Source organism: Streptomyces corchorusii, assembly GCF_001514055.1.
Taxonomy (GTDB): domain Bacteria; phylum Actinomycetota; class Actinomycetes; order Streptomycetales; family Streptomycetaceae; genus Streptomyces; species Streptomyces olivaceoviridis.
The window spans coordinates 1-20,558 of the sequence record NZ_KQ948366.1 but is presented as its reverse complement, the minus strand read 5'-3'; the positions used below and the strand labels follow the sequence as shown (position 1 = coordinate 20,558).

Here is a 20,558-nt window from a genome sequence, read left to right as displayed (position 1 = left end):
CTCCCCCGCAGCCCTCGGCGCCGAACCCCCGCTGCCTCCCCGGCTGGACACGGCGGTGCCGAGGCAACGCCGCTCACGGTGACACTGACTTCGTTCACTTCAAGCAGCGGGGTTTGTTAGGCAGTCCGGGAGGCAGTTGGTGATCCACTGGCTCGCTGATGTCCCCGAGAAATGAAGGCAGTCCGAGGTTCGAGCGTCCGGGATGATCGGGGAGGAGTTCGGATCCGCGAGGGAAGGAACAGCGCGATGGCGATCAGAGGGCTGAGCCCGGAGAGGACGGCCCGCCTTGAAGCGCTCGTCGATGAGTGCCGGCCGCTGTTGGCAGGGAACGACGGGATGGCCGCCGTGCAGCGGCTGCTGTGTGAGCGGCGGGTCGAGGTGCTCGATGCCGTGGTGATCACGCGTGAACTGCTGGGGGCGGGTCCGACGTCGCTCGCGGAGGCGAAGACCATCGTTCTGACGAGCCCGGGCAGAGGGCGTGAGCTGAGGGTGCACGAGCGTTTCATGGACGACTTGGAGCGGAAGGGTGCCTTCAACCAGTGACGACCGGCTGGTCGGCGCCCCGCCACCCGCGAAGGGAGGCGGGTTGGAAGAAGGCCGTCAGACGTGCGGGCCTCCGACGCGACCGCGTCCGCGGTCAGGGCCCCGGCCCGCAAGGCGGTAGCCAGCCCGCGACGAGGTGCTCGTGCGGGATGCGCCGGCCCAGCAGCAGAAGCACCTCGATCAGGGCCCGGGTGCCGTCCCGCTCACCTTGGACCTTGCGGGCCTGGTTCGAACTTGCCTGCTGAGTCGGCCTGTTCGAGAGCGGTGGCGCCGAGGAAGGCACCCGGCTCGCGGATCAGGGCTTCGAGGTAGTGGTCCGGCTCCAGGCGGCAGCCGGCCTTGGCGATCAACTGCTCATGCCGGGCAACTTTCCCACGCCGGTCGTAAACCACCAGGTGAGAAGCGTGCAACACAACGCGGACCCGCTTGCCGATCAGGCGGACAGGCACCGAGTAGCGGTTGGTGCGGACGGTGATCTGGCTGTGGCGGTCGGCCCTGGGAGTGAACACCCGCCCGGTCTCGAACGGTTCATCCGCTCCACAGTTCCGACGTTGCTGAAGATCCACAGCGTTGCAGAGCAACGCTGTGGCAACGGACCGGCTGTCGATCTCTTGACCGGCCACGACTGTGACACGAGCGGCGGCAACGCCCGCGCAACAGGCGGTCTGTACGGCCCCGCTTACGGATCGTGGACTGCAACACCCCTCGCTTCATCCATTCTGGTTCCTGCATCCGCAATCGGTCGGATGGGGGACAAGTCCCGCTGCGTGGAAGCGGGTTGGATGAACGGAGCCCACAGTGGACCGTCCGCTGCTGTCGTTGAGATCGACTCTCGTATTTCTGCTCGCCCTGCTTACCGGCGCGGCTGCAAGCGGGCTGACGGCCGTCGCCGGGGAAGGCGTCGCGCGCAGCCTGCTCGCGGGCCTCGCCGCCGCGGGTCTGGCCGTGCCGTTCTTCAACCGCCTCATCGCCGCCGAGGACAGCGCTGTCCAGCCGTCGGCCGCCGTGGGTGCCGGCAGGGGCGAAGGGGAGAGCAATGGGTGAGCTGCGGCCCCTGGGCGACGACCTCAACGGCGCGTCCCGGGCGTTGGCCGAGGCTTTGCGCGAGTTGTTCGAGAGCCTTCACGTGTCTGTCCGTCGTTATGCGGCCCGGCGGCGACTCGATCCGGGTACCGTCTCGCGTTACCTGAACGGCACCCGGTTACCTCCATGGCAGGTGATCAGCGACCTCTTCACCGACGTTGCCGAACATCGCGGTACCGCGGTCACCACCGAGGCCATCGAGTTGGTGCGGGGCCTGTACGGCTCGGCCGTGGACGCTGCCTCGTCGCCCAAGCACGCGGTGGAAATCCTGGAGCAGCAGCTGGCCGACGCGGACCATGTGTCCCGGCGGTCCAGCGTCCGCGGTGACGTCCTGGGTGATGCCCTGCTGGACCGAACCCAGCGCATTGCCGACCTGGAGACACGGCTCAACCAGTTGGAGGCTGACCGCATCGCGGAGCAGAGACGAGCGGACGAACTCGCGGAGGCCCATCCGGATGTCTACAGCCTCGTCCAGGAACGCAACGCACTCCAACGGGAGGTCGAGCGACTTGGGGCTGCTCTCCAGGAGGCGCAAGCTCAGCGTGCGGCAGCGGAAGGCCGCTGCGATCTACTCGAACGCCAGTTGGAGGCAGTCGAGAAGACGACCGCAACTGTGTTGCCGGCGGGGCGGCAGAGCATGCCCAAGATCCTCGTCGTAGACGATCAGCCGGACAACCTGCTGGCGATGACCGCGGTTTTGGCAACGCTCGACCAGGAGCTCGTCACCGTCTCCTCGGGCCGGGAAGCGCTCAAGGCCCTACTCGACCACGACGACTTCGCCGTCATCATCATGGACGTGCAGATGCCGGAGATGGACGGCTACGAGACCTGTGCTCACATCAAACGCCGCCCGAGAACGCGGGACGTTCCCATCATCTTCCTCACCGCCATGGGCACGGAGTCCGAGCACTCCGCCCGCGGATACGCAGCCGGCGCCGTCGACTACATCAGCAAGCCGTTCGACCCATGGGCCCTCCGCGCCAAGGTCGCCGTATTCACCTCCATCTACCTGGAGCGACACAGCCAGTAGACCTCCGAACGCACAGCACCGCCTGGTCCCGTACGCGAGGAGAGCGTGGGACCGGGCGGGCTCGCCGTGGCGCGCCCGGCATGGTCACCGCTCGCCGGCCCGCTCATGGAAGAGGGCGGTGTCACGTCTGCGCCATGTCGACGAATCGTGAGTGGTGGCCCTGGAAGGCGACGGTGATGGTGGCGGGCGGTTGGGCCGTCGCGGTGCCTCGCCACGAGCGCCGCTGGGCAGTGCGTCTGAACGCAGCCGGCCGGGGCGGTGCGGCCGTGCGCATCGCGTGCAGCGTGCGCATCGCGTGCAGCCGTCCCGCATGTGCCGAGCAGCGCCAGCCGTCCGCCACCGCCGGCCGTCCGCCACCGCCGGCCGTCCACCGCCGCCGGCCGTGCGGCCGCCATCGCCCACCTCAAGGCCCACCTACGTGCCGCCCCAGGCCCGGGGCGTACTGCGCGTGCACATTGGAGGGCTGCCACACCCACCTCCCGGGACACCGGTCGGCATACGCGTGCCGAACTCTGGCGGTGTGGCGGCCCGGTCGTCCTGACCGCGACGTCGGCGCCGTGGACCCGGCGCGCCGTGCCGTCAAGAACCTGGGGGTCCGGCGTGCCAACGGCGGAGCCGGCGCGGCCGTCGCGGCGGTGCTCGCACTGGATTCCCGTAGGGGTCAGTGGCTTTCACGTCGGCTCCCAGGTCGCCGCCCCGCCCTGGTCCAGCAGCCCGACTGGTGCCGTTGCCGGGTGATCCGGCGGCGCCCGAACGGCAAAGGGGCGGGACGACTCACGTCGCGACGTCACCGGCCGTCGCCGGGACTGCGAAGGCGCAGACGTCAGACGTCGCTTGCTCGTCGACGGCCCGGTCTCCACCGATCGACTGACCGGACCCCCGCCGCGGTTCGTCCTTTCGGCTGATCAACCGGACGGCGTCCGCCGAGATCATTGGGCATGCCCGGCCCTGCCCGGCCCGAGGACCGGCCAGGGCAACCCCGCCTCCGCGCTCACGGCAGGCCGACGCCCCACCCTGTGCGCAACGCACCCGCCGAGCCCCTTCCGCATCCTTCCGGAGGCTTCGGGGGTCACGGGAGCGGAGCGGGCGCACAGAACGAGGCGAACGCCCTTTCTCCTCGGGCGCAAACGACAAGACGAAAGGACAGCACCTTCATCGCCATGATCATCACCGGGAAGCTGACCCGCACGCTGCTGGCACTCACCTCGACCCTGTCCGTCGCGTCCGGCGCGCCCGCCGCAGCGGCAGGCCCGCATCATGCGGCGGCAGCCGCTGCCTCCACGGAACACTCATCGCTGTCCTGGAAACCATGCCGCACCCTCATCCATGAATGGGACCCCGAGGACGGACGTACCGAGTGCGCCACCGTCACGGTCCCGCTGGACTACGCCCGCCCCCAGGGCCGGAAGATCCACCTCATGGTCAGCCGGATCAAGGCCACCTCCCCGAAGAAGCGGCGTGGAGTCCTCGTGATCAATCCCGGCGGACCGGGGAACCCCGGACTGGACATGCCGGCGATCCTGGGCAGGACCTCCGTCGCCGGAATCGGCGTCGACCACGACCTCATCGGGTTCGATCCGCGCGGAGTCGGGTTCAGCGAAGGCAAGGTGTGCGATCCCAGTGCGCAGGACGGTCCGGACCCCGACCCGAAGGCGACTCCCGCGGAACAGTTCCGCCAGGGCTATCAGAAGACCGCCAGATACAACGCGCGATGCGTCGGGTACGACCCCGCGTTCATCGGCGGCCTGTCGACCAACGTGGTGGCCATGGACCTCGACCGTATCCGGACAGCCCTCGGCGAGAAGAGGATCAGCTTCTACGGCATCTCGTGGGGCACCGCCCTCGGCGCGGTCTACCGCAGCCGCTACGACGACCACGTCGACCGTATGCTGCTGGACTCCGTCATGCCCCCCGTCTTCAGCATGAAGGCCATGAACGACGGCCCCGTCCTTGCCGCCGAGGCCAACTTCTCGCGCTTCGCCCGATGGCTCGCTGCGCGAGACAGCCGGTTCCATGTGGGCAGGACACCGAAAGCCGTGACGGACAACGTGGTGAAGCTGGCGCGGCAACTGGACGAGCACCCGCCGACCGTCCACCTGCCCGATGGCCGCACCGTGGCATACGACGGCGGACGGCTGCGGATCATCATGACCTACCAGCGCGGACGCTGGCCGGCCATGGCGGCGAGCATCGCGGCACTGCGGGACGGTGGAACCCCACCGCTGTCGGGTGAAGAAGGCGACGCACAAGGCGTCAGGAACAGCGCCGGCCTGCACGATTCCCCCACCGGCGGGTTGCTGATGCAGATCTCCGTGCTGTGCAACGACCAGGGGCCGGACCCCGACGAGCAGACCATGTGGCAGCAGGAGCAGCGCAACCTCAAGTCCTCCCCCCTGTTCAGCTGGATGGCCGGCTACGAGCACTGGTGCGCAGGCTGGCCGCTGGCCGCCCAGCCATGGCACCTGAAGCGGGGCGCCAGCGCGCTGCAACTGGTCGGGCACCACTATGAGACCGTCACTCCTTACCGCTGGGCACAGGGCATGCAGCGACGCATCGGCGGTGCTCTGCTCACCGTCGAGGACGGCGTACACGGATCGCTGAACCAGATCTCGTGCGGCAGTAAAGCGGTCGAGTTCTTCAGCACCGGCCGCGTCACCAACGGTTCCTGCCCCGGAGTCCCGGGGCAGTAGGTGCTGGACGGGAGTCTTCCCGCCGTCCTCACTTGCGCCCGCTGCTGACCGCCGCCCTGGCCGACGTGTGCGACCTCCAGGGCGGCCGGCCCGCCACCTTCGTGCTGTGCCCGGGACGGTCCACCGTGACCGGAAGGCGGCTCGCGGGGCGAGTGCACGCGCAACGGCTGGTATTACTGGGGCATGCAGGAAGAGACGGCACGCTCCGCGATCGACACGTTCATCTCCGCGTTCAACGCCTCGGACGACAGCTATGTGACCGGCCTGCTCTCCCAGGCCCTGACCTCAGACGTGGTCTTCTGGGGGCCGTTGGGTCGCAGCGAAGGAATCGCGGCGGTCGAGCGGTTCGTGCTGGACATCCGGCGCCACCCGGCGGGGACCGGCACGATGGTGCGCTGCTCAGCAGTGGACATGCCTGACGAGTGGGCCCGGTACCAGTGGGTCTTCACCACACCGGATGGAGGCCCCCGCCTGACGGGTACGGACGTCGTCCATCTGCGGCGGAACCTCATCGACCAGGTCATCGTCTTCGCGGGGGAGATCAAGCCGTCCGCCTCCTGAGTCGTCCTGCCCTTCTCGCTGCGGATGCGGGCGCGTTCCTTGCGTGGGGCGGCAAGTACGTCGTGGTGGCGGGCGTTGGCGTTGCGCCAGCGCAGGTGGCGGTACGGTGCCTGGGTTTGGCGGTGCCCTTGCGGCGGCGGTTGACACCCCACAGGCGGTCGTCGCCCACGGAGTAGCAGCCGTGGAGGCAGGCGACGCCGTGGGTGCGGTGGTAGGTCGCCGGCAGCCGGTTCGGCTTGCCCTGCTTCGCCGGACCCGCTCGGGCCGCGGGAGGACGAAGCCTGCACGCCCCGCTCCCGCCACAACTGGTGCCACTGGTAGGCCGACTTCCGGCTCGCCCGAGGACGCCGTGCCACCTCGGTCGGCTTGATCTTCTGCTCGAACGGCTCGGCCGCCTGCGTCCGTACCGTCTCCCGGCGCAACCGTCCCGCAGGGGTCAGCCCGCCCCCCGTCCGCACACCTCACACACCACCGGGAACAGGCGCCGCTCCGGAGCCGTCAGGATTTCGCGACAGTCCACCTTGACGAGGAAGTCACGTAAGCGGCACGGGTCATACGCCGGGTGGGTCCAGCCGTCGCACGGCGAGGTCGAGGCAGTCGACAGAGGCCGGCGCGTCGCGCCTGACTGCCGCATGATCAGGCCAATCGAGGTGGCGTCCCGTTCGGCAGCGGGTCAGTCACACCCGCTCCGGGGCTGATCGCGGCGCTGCCGTGTTCACGCGTGACCGAGCGGCGCGTCTGCGGTCGACTGGTGTCCGGCCGGCGCGGCTCTGCGCTGAGGTGTGGCACCCGTACACACACCCGTTAGGCACTGCGGGGCCCCGTGACCTCGTGATCGAGAGCGCTGTCGGCAACATTGCGGGCGGTGCGGGCCCGCTGCCTGACCTGTCGGCAGGAAGGCCGCCCAGCCCCACACGGTGGCTTGAAACCGATCGTCACCTGGTTGACCGGTAACTCACACACATGCCACGATCGTCACCGCCTCGACCGGTGATGCCCTTGGTGCCCCATCGAGGCGACTCCATGACGCTCACCCGAGACCATCACGAAACGAGCTGTCGCTCGTCCGAGGAACGGAAGTCTTATGCGTATGACCGACCACACTGGACGCGGCAACACCGGTCGTCGCGGCTTCCTGGGCCTTGCCGCAGGTGCCGTCGCCGTCACGCAGATGGGCCTGTCCGGTCAGGCGCGGGCCGCGACGAGCGGGGCGTCGCCGGCGAGCGCCGCTGCCTCTGGCGACGCGCAGCGAAGTGCCGCTGTCCGTCCCTTCCGCGTCAGGGTTCCGCAGAAGGAGCTCAACGAGCTGCGGCGGCGCGTGAAGGAGACGCGGTGGCCGGACAGGGAGACGGTCCGCGACCGGTCTCAGGGCGCCCAGCTGGCAAAGCTCCGCCCGCTCGTCGAGTACTGGGGCACTGGGTACAACTGGCGCAAGGCTGAGGCGAAGATCAACGCACTGCCGCAGTTCATCACCGAGATCGACGGGCTGGACATCCAGTTCGCGCACATCCGCTCCCCGCATCCCGACGCCATGCCGATGCTGATGACGCACGGCTGGCCCGGCTCGATCGTGGAACTGCTGAAGGTCGTCGCGCCCCTGACGAACCCGACAGCTCACGGTGGCCGAGCAGAGGACGCCTTTCACCTGGTCCTCCCGACGCTGCCCGGGTACGGCTTCTCGGGCAAGCCGACTTCGACCGGCTGGAACCCGGCCCGGGTCGCGGTCGCCTTCAACGAACTCATGCTCCGGCTCGGGTACACCCGGTACGTCTCCCAAGGAGGCGACCACGGCTCGATCATCTCCCAGGTGCTCGCGGCACAGAAGCCCAAGGGGCTCCTCGGGATCCACGTCAACATGCCTGGGACGGTACCCCCGGACGTCCTGCGTCACCTGCGCAACTTCGACCCCGCGCCGGCCAGTCTGTCGGAGCGCGAGAAGCTGGCCTACAACCGTCTGCTGCACTTCTACCGCGATGGCTTCGGATATGCGGCGATGATGAACCAGACTCCGCAGACGATCGGCTACGCGCTCACCGATTCGCCGGTCGCCATGGCGGCGTACTACTACGACAAGTTCGCGGAGTGGACCGACTCCGGCGGCGAGCCCGAGAAAGTCCTCACCTACGACGAGATGCTGGACGCCATTTCGCTCTACTGGCTGACGGGCACCGCGACATCGTCGTCCCGGTTCTACTGGGAGGGAACGCAAGCAGGTGGAGGCCCCTTCAACGCCGTCGACATCCCCAGTGTCCCGGTCGCGGTGACCGTCTTCCCGGGCGAGATCTACCCTGCGCCGCGCAGCTGGGGCGAGCGGGCCTACGGCAACCTCATCCACTGGAACGAGGTCGACAAGGGGGGCCACTTCGCGGCTTGGGAGCAGCCGCAACTACTGGCCCAGGAGCTCCGTACGGCGTTCAGGTCCCTGCGCTAGGCAATGCCCTGGGGTGGCTGGCACCCGGGCCTGGCCCGCTCGGGGCGCAGGCCCGCGCCAGAGCCGACTCCCGGCCTGTCCGGCGGTGACTGGCGGCGGCTGACCCGGCGGCCGTGCGGGGACACTTCGCCGGACCGGTGAGGGGACCGTCACCGGACGGAGCTGCGCCGGCCCGGGCGCCACCGACCGGCTGCCCCGCCCTGAATGCCTCATCCACCGGCCATGGCCGACCTCATGCAAGACCGCAGCTCTCCCCCGGGCATCTACCTCGATGTCAGGGCGTACATCGCCGTCTGACGCGGTAACGGGCGACTCGGGTGGCGCCCATGACGACCGGCGCCGTGACGATCCCTCCGGCCGGCCCCCACAGGATGCAGGCCGTGAAGGACTGGTCGCCCAGGCGGAGACCAAGGACCACTCCCAGTCCGCCGCGAACATAGCGCAGGCGAAGGCCAGCGCCGGCCAGATCAGCCAGTGCCCGTTGAGGGGTTTGTCGATGAAGTACGCCACTGAGGAGTAGCCCAGGGCGTAGAGAGCTCCCGCCGCACCGGCATCACGCCACATGACGGCGCGCCGGTTCTTCTGGCTGTCGCTGTGCGTACTCAACTGAATCTCCTTGTGCGGCCCGACTCCTACTTGAGCCCGTCGAACAAGGTGGAAAACGGCGAGTCCAGCAGACGACCCGGGAACACGGAGCCCCGCAGGAACGACTCGAAGGCGCCCGCTCCGACCTCCGCTTCGCCGACAAACGCATCGCCGCCCTGGAAGCGCAGGTGCTTGCGCAACTCCCGCTTCAGCCACCAGTTCTGGTTTCGGGCCCTTACTGCGACACGTGTTTCGATCGCCAACTGGAGCGCATTCAGACAACAGCCGACGATCTGGACGCCAGGGTGGCCCCCCCCCTGTCGGGGGTTGGCCCCTAACAGACGCCCAGACGCCCATAACAACCACTGTGGCCACGTGAACATCTGAAACACCTCGTAACACCCCCTTAACTGACGTCAAGTTAGGTAGGTCGCGCTCCCCCCTCACATCTCGGGAGAGAGCGTCGACGTTCATGGGATCGCTCCCATCAGGGAGCTACTGGAAGGAGTCTCGTGGCTACGAGCAGACGGACCCGGCGACGGAGGCTGGCCATACCCCTGCTGGCCTTCGTCCTGGCCGGCGGCGGCACTCTCGCCACCGGGGGTACGGCGACGGCGGCACCCGCCGAGCCGGACACCTCGGTGGGCAGCGGTGTCAGCTCCGGATTGCGATCAGGAGGAGACCGGGTCGACCTGACCGGGGGCGCCGGCCGATTCGGACCGCGCCAGACCGGCAAGTCCGGTGCGGCACACAAGCAAACGCCCTCCGGCCGCGCTCCGTACATCGTGGAACTTTCCGAGGAGCCGGTGACGACGTACGCGGGCCGGCTCTCGGGGCTGGCCCGGACCCGCCCGGCACCGGGCGAGCAGCTGGAACCGCAGTCGGGGGCGGCGAAGGCGTACCGGAAGCACCTGGCTACCCAGCGGACGGCCGTGGCCGAAGCAGCCGGCATCACGGTCAACGAGGTCTACACCACGGCCTTCAACGGATTCTCCGCCACGCTGACTCCCGCTCAGGTCGAGGAACTGAAGGCGGACAAGCGGGTCCGTTCGGTCACCAAGTCCCAGATGGTCGGCACCAGCCAGGCGTCCCTCGGTGACACCGCACCGCAGCCGACGGCCGGCACGGCATCGGGCACAGCCGGAGCAGCCAGGACCGGGGCATCGGCCACCGGCGCACGGACAACCGGCTCGCCGGCGACCAGCGCGCACGAGTCCGCCGCGCGGAAGCCGGGCAGAAGCACCGGCGCCGGGGTCGTGATCGGCGTCCTGGACACCGGGATCTGGCCGGAAAGCCCGTCGTTCGCCCAGCGGATACCGGCGGCCCCGGCGGGCTGGCACGGCACCTGCCAGACCGGCTACACATTCGCTGCCCAGCACTGCAACGGCAAGATCGTCGGCGCCCGGTACTTCGCCGACACGCTCCTCGCGGTGTCGGGCGGCACGCTGCCCGAGGGCGAGGTGCTCTCCCCCCGGGACATGGTCGGGCACGGTACGCACACGGCGTCCACCGCGGCCGGCCTGCCCGTCGACAACGTCACCATCTCGGGGCGGAACTTCGGTTCGGTCTCCGGCGTGGCGCCGGATGCGCGGATCGCCGTCTACAAGGTCCTCTGGGGCGGCTCGGGATACGACGCCGACATCATCGCCGGCATCGACGCGGCGGTCGCCGACGGCGTACAGGTGCTCAACTACTCGATCGGAACGCAGTTGGGGGACAGCGAGCCCAACACCCCGATCGGCAAAGCCTTCCTCAACGCCACGCTGTCCGGAGTCTTCGTCACGGCCGCGGCCGGCAACAGCGGCTTCAGCAGCGCGGTCAGCAACACCCAGCCGTGGGTCACCACGGTCGGCGCGGCGGTGACCCACGTGAACGGGGGAACCGTCCGGCTCGGCGACGGCACCTCGATCACCGGCGCCTCGCTGGACGTGCTCCCCGGTGGCCGATCCCTGCCGCTGGTCTTCGGCGAGCAGGCCGGCACATTGGAGGAGGGCTCGGCGTACTGCGAGCCCGGCAGTCTGGACCCGGCGAAGGTGAAGGGCAAGGTGGTGGCCTGCGCCCTGGACAACCCCTACGGCGCGGTGGAGGAGCTCAAAGCCAAGGGCGCTGCGGCCATGGTCCTCTTCGATCCCAACGGCAACTTCCGGGTCAACAGCATCTACGACTTCCCGGTGCTCTATCTGAACACCAGGGACCAGGCCGGCAAGATCTTCAACTACCTGATGAGGCACCCGGCCGACGGCACCGCGCAGCTCACCTCAAGCAACCACGGCTCCGGTGCCCCAGGTGTGCCGACCATCGCGGACTACTCTGCGACGGGGCCGGACAAGACGCATCCCGGGCTCATGAAGCCGGACCTGGTCGCCCCCGGCAGCGACATCATCGCGGCCGTCTCCCCGCCGGGGAACTTCGGCCGGCAGTACGACGCGTACTCGGGGACCTCGATGGCGGCCCCGCACGTGGCCGGTGAGGCCGCGGTCCTGCGGGCCGAACATCCCGACTGGTCGCCCGGCGCGGTCGCCTCGGCACTGCACACCACAGCCGAGACCGTGGGCGGCGCCAGCCCGCTGGCCCAGGGCAGCGGGCTGCCGTCGCTGAAGCGGGCCGCCGATCCGGGGCTGGTCATCGAGCCGGACGCCAAGAGCCTGACCGCCTTCAGCGAAGCGGCTCAGCCCGACGGCCGCGAGCTGAACCTGCCGTCGATCGGGCTGCGCGAGTACGACGGCACCAAGCCGGTGGTGGTGACCCGCAAGCTGACCAACGTCGGCGGCAAGCGGGAGACGTACCATGCCTCGACGAGCGGGCTGGAGGGCATGCGGGTGAGCGTCGCACCCGCAACGGTGACGGTGGCGCCGGGCGAGACCGCCTCGGTCACCATCACCCTGCGGCGCGGCAGCGCACCGTGGGACCGCTACGTCACCGGCGCGATCACCTGGCGCGGCACCCACCACCAGGTGCGGATTCCGGTGGCCGCGCGCCCGTGGGGCATCTCGCCCCGGTCGTACGACGACACCCTGGAAGAGTTCGGCCGGCTCGCCGACGGCACCTACGGCATGTTCGAGCCGGGATTCACCGGCCCGGTCTCCGGCCGGTCGACCGGCTACGTCCCCATGCGGCGGGAGTCGTACTCGATGCGGACCGGGGTCAACGGCGGGGTCTTCGACCGGAAGGCCCTCGGGGTGCAGGCGCACAGCTTCAAGGTGCCGGCGGGCAGCGCCGGAATCATCGTGGACACCGCGACCGACGACCCGGACACCAACCTCGACCTCTGGCTGTACAAGGGCGACAAGCTGGTCTACCGGAGCGCCGCCAGCTGGAGCAGCTCCGAGCGGGCCTGGGTCTTCATGCCGGAAGCGGGCACGTACACGGCGTACGTCTTCGCGCAGGACTCCGGTAGCCCGGTCGTCGACTACCGGCTCGGCCACGTCGTCGTCAGTCGTGACGGCCACTACGAGCCGGCGACGCTGGAACTGCCGACCGCGGTGGAGCGCGGCACGACACCGCAGTTCAAACTGCGGCCGGGCGCTGCGCTGAAGCCTGACGTCAAGTACTGGGCGTACACCGAGCTGCGCACCAAGGGGCAGGTGATCCCGGGGCAGTTGGTGTCCACGACCCAGGACTCCTGGGAGTGACGCGGTAATCCCCGGGGGCCGTGGCTCCCGAGTGGCCGGTGGGGCGGGGCGGAACGGCTCCCGCCCCACCGGCTCGTTCATCCCGGACCCCAGGGAGCCGGCATCAGGCGCGGTTGGGCCGGTGTCGGCGTCAAGGTGTTCGGGCCGCGGCGGTGTCCCGGAGGAGTCCGGCGAAGGTCAGGGCGGCGGGGGTGAGCGAATGGTCGGCCATGCGCACCAGGAGGATGCGGCGGACGGGGGCCGGCGGCTGGAGGGGCAGGACGCTGACGCCGGGGCGGATGCCCTCCAGGGCCAGGGTGGGGGCGAGGGCGACGCCGATGCCGGCGGCGACCATGGCCTGGGCCTCCTGGTAGTCGTGGGCCTCGTAGGCGATGTGGGGCTCGAAGCCGGCGGCACGGCAGCCGCGGACGAGCGCTTCGGCCACCGGGTGATGGTCGGCGCGGGTGATCCAGGGGTCGTGTGCGAAGTCGGCGAGTGAGGCGGCGTCGCGGCCGGCGAGTGGATGGCGGTCGCTGACGAGAAGGGCCGGCGGGTCGTCGAGGAGCGGGGTGACGACGATGTCCTCCCGGTCGATCCGGCTCCAGTCGTAGTCCCACATCAACGACATCTCGATCTCCCGGTTCTCCAGCATGGTCCAGAGTCCGGCGATGCGGGCGCTGCGGACGGCCAGGCGTACGTCGGGGTGGGCGTCCCGGAAGGCGATCACGGCCTGCGGGAGGAGCGAGGCGCCGACGGTGGGGAAGGTGCCGATGCGGAGTGTGCCCGCGCGCAGGCCGGCGAAGTCGGCGAGTTCGTTCTCCGCGGCCCGCAGTTCGCGTTCGATCCGTTGCCCTCGTTCGGCCAGCGCCCGTCCGGCTTCGGTGAGGGTGACACCCCGGGCGTGGCGTTCCAGCAGGGGCTGGCCTGCCTCCGCTTCCAGGCGGCTGATCTGCTGTGACACCGCTGACGGTGTGTAGTTCAGGGCGCGGGCTGTCGCGGTCACCGAGCCGCGCCGGGCGACCTCCGTGAACAGCAGGATGCGCCGGACGTCGAGCATACCCCTGCCTCCAGCGTTCACTTCGACTTAATAGCCATACAGATTTCCGAGATTGTACTTCACGCTGCCGTAACCCACCGTGGAGGACACCACGCACGGCGAGACCGTCGGTGGACATCCCCTTCCATGGCTGTGAGGAGTCGGTTGTGCTGCGTCTGCACGGCGAGATGATCCGCGGAGGAACCAGCAAGTGCTGGATCTTCGACCACCGCGACGTGGCCGCCACGGGCGTGGACGTCGACACCCTGCTGCTCGCCGCCTTCAACGCCGCCGATCCCCGCCAGATCGACGGCGTGGGCGGCGCCTCCTCCACCACCTCCAAGGCCGCCGTCGTACAGGCGTCGCCCCAGGCCGGCGTGGACGTCGAGTACGCCTTCGCTCAGGTGGGCATCGGCGACGAGCGCGTGGAGTGGGCCAGCAACTGCGGCAACTGCGCCACCGCCGTGGCCCTGTACGCCGTCCACCACGACCTCGTGCCGATCACGTCGGACACCACCACCGTCCGCATGCTCAACGTCAACACCGGGGCCCGCCTGACCGGCACCATCCCCACCCCCGCGGGCGTGGCCCCCGAGGAGGGCACGGCCACGGTCCCGGGAACCTCGGCACCGGGCGTACCGGTCCTGCTCGGGTTCCAGGATCCGGCGGGCTCGACGACCGGCCGCGCTCTGCCGACCGGCCGGGCCCTGGACGAACTGACCGGCCCGGACGGTCCCGTCGAGGCATCCCTGGTGGACGCCGGCGCGCCGGCCGCGCTGTTCGAGGCCAAGGCGTTCGGCCTCGACGGCACGGAATCCCCCGCCGCGTTCGCCGCCGCCGTACCCGCGCTGACCCTGCTGCGCCGCCAGGCAGCGCTGGCCATGGGCCTGGCCCGCGAGGGCGATCCGGTCAGCCACGCGGTGCCGAAAGCAGGCATCGTCGCCCGCCCCGCCCCCTACCGCACCACACAGGGCATCCTCGTCGACCAGGACGAGTACGACCTGGCCGTGCGCATGGTCTCCATGCACGCCCCGCACCCGGCGATCGGCCTGACCTCCGCCGTGGCCCTGGCCACGGCCGCCGCCACCCCCGGCACCCTCGCCCACCGCGTCGCCCGGCAGACCGCCGACGGCACGCTGCGCCTGGGCACCCCCGCCGGCGTGGTCACCACCCAAGCCGTCCCCGTACCGGACGGCGCGTCCCCCACGGTGCTGCTGCACCGCGCCGCCCGGCGTATCGCCCGAGCCGAACTCCTCGTTCCCGTCCCGGAAGGACGCCCCGCATGAGCCGCAACGACGCCGCCCCGGGTACCGTCACCGCCCCACCGGGCCGCATCCGCCGGATGCTGTCCCACCTCTACGTCCAGTGTCTGATCGCCGTCCTCCTCGGCGCCGCCGTGGGCGGGCTGTGGCCGTCCGTCGGCGCCGACCTCAAGCCGCTCGGCGACGGCTTCATCGCGCTGGTGAAGATGTTCATCGCGCCGATCATCTTCTGCACGGTCGTCCACGGCATCGCCTCCATGGGCAACGCCCGAGCGGTCGGCCGTGTCAGCCTGAAGGCTCTGGTCTACTTCGAGGTGCTGACCACCGTGGCCATGGTGATCGGCCTGGTCGTCGTCAACGTCGTCAAGCCCGGCAGCGGTCTGCACATCGACCTCTCGACCCTGTCCGCCAAGGGGCTGCCGCCGGAAGCGACCACGGCCCACGAAGGCTTCGCCGAGTTCCTCCTCGCCATCGTCCCGGCCACCCTGGTCAGCGCCCTGACCGGCAACGAGATCCTGCCGGTGCTGCTGGTGTCGGTACTGTTCGGCTTCGGCCTGCACGCCGCCGGAGAGGCCGGCCTGGGCATCGCCCGGGGCATCGAGAAGGTCTCCACGGTCCTGTTCACGCTCATCCGGTGGATCATGCGGCTGGCCCCCATCGGCGCGTTCGGCTCCATGGCCTTCACCATCGGCAACTACGGCCTGGGCACCCTGCGCCACCTGGGCCTGCTGGTCGGCTCCTTCTGGCTGACCGCCCTCTTCTTCGTCCTGGTCGTCCTCGGGACCGTGATGCGCCTGAACGGACTGCGGCTGCTGCCCTTCCTGCGCTACATCAAGGAAGAACTGCTGATCGTCCTGGGCACCTCGTCCACCGAGCCCGTACTGCCGCGCATGATGGCCAAGCTCCAGCACGCGGGCGCCTCGAAACCCGTCGTGGGCATCACGCTGCCCGCCGGGTACTCCTTCAACCTCGACGGCACCGCCATCTACCTGACCATGGGCTCGGTCTTCCTCGCCCAGGCCCTCGGCATCGACCTCAGCCTCACCCAGCAGGTGACCATGCTCGCCGTCATGCTGCTCACCTCCAAGGGCGCCGCGGGTGTCACCGGCTCCGGCTTCATCGCCCTGGCCGCCACCCTCAGCGCCGTCCCGCACGTCCCGGTCGCCGCCCTCGCGCTGATCTTCGGCATCGACCGGTTCATGTCCGAAGCCCGCGCCCTGACCAGCCTGGTCGGCAACGGCGTCGCCACCCTGGCCGTCGCCCGGTGGGAGGGCGAGCTCGACGAGGACCGCGCCAAGGCCGTCCTGCGCGGCGAGATTCCCTACGCCCCTGCCCCCGCTCCCCCCGCGGTGCCGGCGGAGCCCGGTCCGAAGGAGACGCCCGCGCCCACCCGCGACCCCGTCCCCGCCGCAAGCTGACGTCACATGGGCCGGCCCCGAGCAGACGCTCGGGGCCGGCCCAGCCCATGTCTCGACAGGATGTCGCCCAGTCGTAGGCGACGTGCCGACGACCTACCACGGATGCGAAGAATTGCCATAAAATGCCACGAACCTCTGCCGGGACTGGGGTGCAGCACAGTGCTGTGCCGCAGCCGCTCCGCCTGGCCGCACACGGCCATGAAGAGGTGCGTCATGACCCGCTCGTCCATTGGACACCCGGCAGCTTCCGACTGGCGCGATCAAGCATCCTGCGCCGGAGAAGACCCCGACATCTTCTTTCCGCTCTCCGACCTCGCGGCTCCCGGGACGGAAGCCGCTCTCGCCCGAGCGATATGCCGCCGTTGCCCGGTCCTCATCGCCTGCCGCACCTGGGCGCTCGACCATGGTGAGGACGACGGCATCTGGGGGGCCACAACGGCCGCCCAGCGCCGCGCCATCCGACGCGCCACGACGGAGACCATCCCCGCGGTCAGGCGGCGCGGCGACGGGGCCGGGGAAGAGTCGCTTCCCGGTTAGCGGGTACGACATCTCCCTCCTCACGCACGAGTTCTCCTTCGGGAAGCCGGAGGACGGCTCGCCGCCTCGACCGCTCAGCGGTTGAAGGCCAGGCGCGGTGCCGCGTTGCGGGCCAGGGCGTGGGCCTGGTCGGGCCACCAGGTGCCGGCGGGCGGGTCCACGACGCCGTACTCGGGGTCGATGGTGCCGCCGGTGTTGCGCGTGCAGCTGCCGTCGGACTCGCCGGGGATCTTGATCCACAGATAGGCGTCGACGAGAGGTACGCCGGTGTCGGCGGTGGGGCGCGGGCCGAGACCGCGGCCGGGTGCGTTGCACCAGACCTCCGGATCCCCCGTGTACTTGCCCGGCTCCGGGGTCCAGGCGCCCAGGCCGTTGCGGCTGGTGTCGATCACGAAGTGACGCAGCCCGTCGGCCGGCGGGGTGCCCACGTTCTGGTCGTACCAGGCGTCGGTCCACCGCCAGGTGGTCGGGTCGGTGGAGGAGACCGCGTTGCCGGGGGTGCCGTCGTTCGGGGCAGCCGCCGAGTAGTACTGGCCGGCGCACCGCTCGGCGTGGCCACGCGCCTCCTCGGGCCCCTCGGTGGCGTACCACATGCACTTGGCGATCCAGGTGCCGTATCTGGCGTTGTGGTCGGTGGGGTGGGTGTTGGACACGTTGAGGGCGAAGCCGTCACTGTGCCGGACCCCGGCGTCCAGCAGCCGCTGGGCCATCTCACCGACGGGCCGCCATTGGACGTTCCCCGCGTCCAGGTAGACCACCGTGCGCGGCTTGGCCTTCAGGGTCTTCACGGCGTAGGCCAGGTCGGCGATGCGGGCGGCGGTGAGTTCGCCTGTCGGGTCGGTGGTGGGTCCGCAGTCCTCGGGGAGGAGGGCCGCGCCGTCGGGTTCGACGACGACCACCGCCTTGCTGGTGCCGATGCCGGCGGCGAAGGCGTCGATCCACTGCCGGTAGGCGGCGGAGGATGCGGCTCCGCCGCTGGAGTACTGCGTGCAGTCCCGGCCCGGGACGTTGTAGGCGACCAGGACCGGGGTACGGTCCACGGCCCGGGCCCGGTGGACGAGCTCGCCGACCTTGCCGCGCACCTCGTCGGGCGTGCCCTCGGTGAACCACTCGGCCTGCGGCCAGCTGGCGAGCTTGGCCATGTTCACGGCGTTCCCGACGTCTCCGTTCCCGAAGTCCACGAGGGCCTGCTTCGCGGCCTTGCTGTGCGGGTCCACATAGAACTTCGTGGCCGGGGTGAGCACGTCCCGCGTGGGTGTGGCCTGCGCCTGCGTCGCGGTGAGAGCGGCGCCCGCGGTGAGGGCCGCGACGACGACGGCCGCGCGGCGCCGAAGGCTGCGTGGATTCATGGTTGCTTCCTGGTCGATGAGGTGGTGGAGGCGGATGCCCGCCGCCCCGGCGGACTGCCGGTTCGCCTGTGCGGGCGGCGCGAGTCCCGGATCAGTAGCCGTAGATCATCTTGTAGGCGGCCTCGGGGAGGAACTGTCCGGCCGTGGAGCCGGCTCCGACGCCGCAGTTGCCGTCGGACTCGCCCGGGGTCTTGATCCACAACAGCATCTCGGCACCTCCGCCCGTGCGGGTGGGAGTGCCGATGCGGCGGCCCGCGGGGTTGCACCACTGGCCGTTGGAGCCGTTGCCGTTGCGGCTGGTGTCCACGACGAACGGCTTGGTGTAGCCGTAGCGGGCGCTGAGCTCACTGTTGACGGCATTGCCGAAAGCGGTGTTCTCGGCGGTCGTGAAGTAGTTGGAGACGTTGAGCGAGAAGCCGTGGGCCTGACGGAGGCCGGCTTCGTGGAGGCGCTGGGCCATGGCCGCCGGAGCGACCCAACCCGGGTTGCCGGCGTCCATGTAGACCCACGTGTTGGGGGCCTGGCTGCTGAACTGGGCGAGGGCGTTGGTGAGCATGGCCTCTCGTTCGTCGATCTGGGCCTGGGTCATGCAGCCGTAGTCCCCGAGGGAGTCGGGTTCGAGGATGACGACCGCCGGGCGGCCTGCGATCCCGCCGGCGAACTGGGCGATCCAGCTCGCGTAGGCGGACGGCGAGGCGGCTCCGCCCGCGGAGTGCCCGCCGCAGTAGTCACGGTTGTAGATGTTGTAGGCGACGAGGACGGGCAGCTTGTCGGAGCGGTCCGCCGCTCCGGCGAACGCCCCCGTGGCCGTGCCGATGGTGCCGCTCCAGGAGCCGAACCAGCGGGCCATCGGGGTGTTGGCGATGGAGGCGTTGATCGCGGACGCCCGGCCGTCGCCGGGATTGGCGGCCACCCACCGCTTGGCGCTGGAGTCGGGGTCCACATAGAACCCGCTGGTCATGGTGGTCGGGTCGGCCGCGTGGGCGGACGGTGCGACGGCGAGCGCGGACGGCAGGGCGAAGAGGGCTGCCACCAGTATCCGGAGTCTGCGGCGCATGGCTGTACCTCGATTTCCTGAGCGGGGTCCGAGTACGCTGGGAGCGCTCCCACTGGAAGCGGTCCCAATCGTGGAGTGGGCTGGATGAACTGTCAATGGACCGTGCAGGACTTCGAGCTCACCCATATGTGAGAGCGCCACGCTGCTGAGTGAACTGGAAGCGCTCCCAGTCCAGCCATCGCGAGCGCGCCTACCTGTGACAGACTCCCGGCTCATGTCAGAAGATGCGCCGCGTCGGCGGCCGACGCTCGACGAGGTGGCCGAACGCGCCGGTGTCTCCCGCTCCGTGGCCTCCCGCGCCCTCAACAACGCTCCGCACGTCAGCCGCGCCAAACGTGAAGCGGTCGAACGGGCCGTCCGGCAACTCGGTTACGTCCCCAACCCGACCGCCCGCGCCCTGGCCACCCGGCAGACGGGAGCCGCCGCCCTGGTCGTCTCGGGAGAAGATCCGTCGATCTTCGCCGATCCCTTCTTCGCGCAGGTCATCGTGGGGGCGTCGGCCGCTCTTGAGGAGGCCGACCTGCATCTGATGCTGTGCCTGGCCGCTTCCGACCGCGGCCGCAAACGGGTCGCGGAACTCCTTCGCTCCAGGGGCGCCGACGGCGCCATGCTGATGGCGCTGCGCGAGGACGATCCACTGACCCGGGTGGCCGAGGAGGCACAGATGCCCGTCGTGTTCGGCGGACGCCCGGTCGGTACGACTCCCCGGTGGTACGTCGATGTCGACAACGTCGGCGGGGCGCGCAAGGCGACCGAGCACCTGCTCTCACGCGGCCTGACCCGTGTGGCCGCGATCTGCGGGCGGCTGGACACCGAGGCCGGGCGCGCTCGGTACCGCGGCTACCGGGACGCCATGCTCGCCGCCGGCCTCGATCCGTTCCCGCCGCGTGAGGGGGACTTCACCGAGCCCAGCGGAGCCGCCGCCATGGCCGCGCTGCTGGCGAACCACCCTGATGTGGAGGGGGTGTTCGCCGCCGGCGACAACATGGCGGTGGGAGCGCTGCGCACGCTGCGGAAGGCCGGCCGACAGGTCCCCGCCGACGTCGCCGTGGTCGGGTTCGACGACCTGGCCGTCGCCCGGATCGCCGACCCGCCGCTCACCACCGTCCACCAGCCCATAGAGGCTCTGGGCCGGGAGATGGCGCGCATGCTGGTCGCGCTCGTCAACGGACAGGACCCCACTGCGCTGATCCTGCCGACCCGCCTGGTCGTCCGCTCCAGTGCCTGACGGCTGTGGCGGGGTTCCGGTCGGAGCCGGGGCCCCGTCCGTCAGCAGGTGGAGTCGGTCGGGGTGAGCAGGCCGAGCCGCCGCGGCTGTTGTAGTCAAGGACACGTTGCTCGCCCGCGCGAACGGGTTGCTCTAGG

General features: G+C 70.1%; 16 protein-coding genes and 2 pseudogenes. 11 read left to right on the top strand and 7 right to left on the bottom strand.

The window, feature by feature from the left end; all coding sequences use genetic code 11:
* Positions 1–246: 246 nt before the first annotated feature.
* The gene (locus AQJ11_RS33785; protein WP_244218473.1) at positions 247–543 is read left to right on the top strand and encodes a hypothetical protein; all 297 of its coding nucleotides are present in this window, start codon (positions 247–249) and stop codon (positions 541–543) included.
* A gap of 203 nt (positions 544–746) precedes the next feature.
* Here the strand turns inward: AQJ11_RS33785 and AQJ11_RS46895 are convergent, their stop codons facing one another.
* Complete coding sequence (locus tag AQJ11_RS46895; protein ID WP_244218472.1) at positions 747–1,166, bottom strand: Mu transposase domain-containing protein; 420 nt, start codon at positions 1,164–1,166, stop codon at positions 747–749.
* Between the two features lie 175 nt (positions 1,167–1,341).
* Between AQJ11_RS46895 and AQJ11_RS33775 the strand changes: the two genes are divergently transcribed.
* The 4 genes from AQJ11_RS33775 (at position 1,342) to AQJ11_RS33760 (ending at position 5,907) form a co-directional block, all read left to right on the top strand.
* Positions 1,342–1,587, top strand: coding sequence for a hypothetical protein (locus AQJ11_RS33775; protein ID WP_041664831.1), 246 nt, complete (start codon positions 1,342–1,344; stop codon positions 1,585–1,587).
* The gene (locus tag AQJ11_RS33770; protein ID WP_175252026.1) at positions 1,580–2,656 is read left to right on the top strand and encodes a response regulator; all 1,077 of its coding nucleotides are present in this window, start codon (positions 1,580–1,582) and stop codon (positions 2,654–2,656) included. Before AQJ11_RS33775 ends, AQJ11_RS33770 begins: the two co-directional genes overlap by 8 nt.
* 1,160 nt (positions 2,657–3,816) lie before the next feature.
* A complete protein-coding gene (locus AQJ11_RS33765) occupies positions 3,817–5,346 on the top strand; it encodes an alpha/beta fold hydrolase (protein WP_059265742.1) in 1,530 nt (509 codons plus the stop codon).
* 183 nt (positions 5,347–5,529) lie between these two features.
* Positions 5,530–5,907 (top strand): hypothetical protein, encoded by a 378-nt coding sequence (locus tag AQJ11_RS33760; RefSeq protein WP_058085164.1) that lies wholly within the window; start codon positions 5,530–5,532, stop codon positions 5,905–5,907.
* A gap of 8 nt (positions 5,908–5,915) precedes the next feature.
* Here AQJ11_RS33760 and AQJ11_RS51580 read toward each other — a convergent pair.
* Positions 5,916–6,178 (bottom strand): annotated as a pseudogene (locus AQJ11_RS51580) (hypothetical protein); the annotation flags it as partial.
* Positions 6,159–6,365: pseudogene (locus AQJ11_RS52830) on the bottom strand (IS630 family transposase); the annotation flags it as partial. The pseudogenes AQJ11_RS52830 and AQJ11_RS51580, both read right to left, overlap by 20 nt.
* A gap of 626 nt (positions 6,366–6,991) precedes the next feature.
* Here AQJ11_RS52830 and AQJ11_RS33755 point away from each other — a divergent pair.
* Positions 6,992–8,338: an epoxide hydrolase family protein gene (locus AQJ11_RS33755; protein WP_059265741.1), complete on the top strand. Its 1,347-nt coding sequence runs from the start codon at positions 6,992–6,994 to the stop codon at positions 8,336–8,338.
* A 632-nt stretch (positions 8,339–8,970) separates the two neighbouring features.
* On the opposite strand, the gene AQJ11_RS49420 is transcribed toward AQJ11_RS33755, so the two are convergent.
* Positions 8,971–9,123, bottom strand: coding sequence for a hypothetical protein (locus AQJ11_RS49420; RefSeq protein WP_167360891.1), 153 nt, complete (start codon positions 9,121–9,123; stop codon positions 8,971–8,973).
* 312 nt (positions 9,124–9,435) lie between these two features.
* Here AQJ11_RS49420 and AQJ11_RS33745 point away from each other — a divergent pair, with 312 nt between their 5' ends.
* Positions 9,436–12,555 (top strand): S8 family serine peptidase, encoded by a 3,120-nt coding sequence (locus AQJ11_RS33745; protein WP_059265739.1) that lies wholly within the window; start codon positions 9,436–9,438, stop codon positions 12,553–12,555.
* Positions 12,556–12,685: 130 nt separating this feature from the next.
* Here the strand turns inward: AQJ11_RS33745 and AQJ11_RS33740 are convergent, their stop codons facing one another.
* On the bottom strand, positions 12,686–13,591 hold the full coding sequence (locus AQJ11_RS33740) for a LysR family transcriptional regulator (RefSeq protein ID WP_014669745.1): 906 nt from the start codon (positions 13,589–13,591) through the stop codon (positions 12,686–12,688).
* A 146-nt stretch (positions 13,592–13,737) separates the two neighbouring features.
* On the opposite strand from AQJ11_RS33740, the gene AQJ11_RS33735 reads away from it, so the two are divergent.
* The 3 genes from AQJ11_RS33735 to AQJ11_RS52505 are packed head-to-tail and all read left to right on the top strand — an operon-like array spanning position 13,738 to position 16,787.
* Positions 13,738–14,856, top strand: a complete 1,119-nt coding sequence (locus AQJ11_RS33735; protein ID WP_059265738.1) for a PrpF domain-containing protein — start codon at positions 13,738–13,740, stop codon at positions 14,854–14,856.
* On the top strand, positions 14,853–16,250 hold the full coding sequence (gene dctA / locus AQJ11_RS33730) for a C4-dicarboxylate transporter DctA (RefSeq protein ID WP_014669743.1): 1,398 nt from the start codon (positions 14,853–14,855) through the stop codon (positions 16,248–16,250). Before AQJ11_RS33735 ends, dctA begins: the two co-directional genes overlap by 4 nt.
* A 6-nt stretch (positions 16,251–16,256) precedes the next feature.
* Positions 16,257–16,787, top strand: coding sequence for a WhiB family transcriptional regulator (locus AQJ11_RS52505; protein WP_341846305.1), 531 nt, complete (start codon positions 16,257–16,259; stop codon positions 16,785–16,787).
* Positions 16,788–16,861: 74 nt separating this feature from the next.
* Here AQJ11_RS52505 and AQJ11_RS33720 read toward each other — a convergent pair whose 3' ends face one another.
* Together AQJ11_RS33720 and AQJ11_RS33715 are read right to left on the bottom strand one after the other, a co-directional pair.
* The gene (locus AQJ11_RS33720; protein WP_059265737.1) at positions 16,862–18,136 is read right to left on the bottom strand and encodes a glycoside hydrolase family 6 protein; all 1,275 of its coding nucleotides are present in this window, start codon (positions 18,134–18,136) and stop codon (positions 16,862–16,864) included.
* A gap of 91 nt (positions 18,137–18,227) precedes the next feature.
* Positions 18,228–19,193, bottom strand: a complete 966-nt coding sequence (locus tag AQJ11_RS33715) for a glycoside hydrolase family 6 protein (protein ID WP_059265736.1) — start codon at positions 19,191–19,193, stop codon at positions 18,228–18,230.
* Between the two features lie 214 nt (positions 19,194–19,407).
* Here AQJ11_RS33715 and AQJ11_RS33710 point away from each other — a divergent pair, with 214 nt between their 5' ends.
* Entirely contained in the window at positions 19,408–20,421 is a 1,014-nt protein-coding gene (locus AQJ11_RS33710) for a LacI family DNA-binding transcriptional regulator (protein WP_059265735.1), read from the top strand.
* The last annotated feature ends 137 nt before the right edge of the window (positions 20,422–20,558 follow it).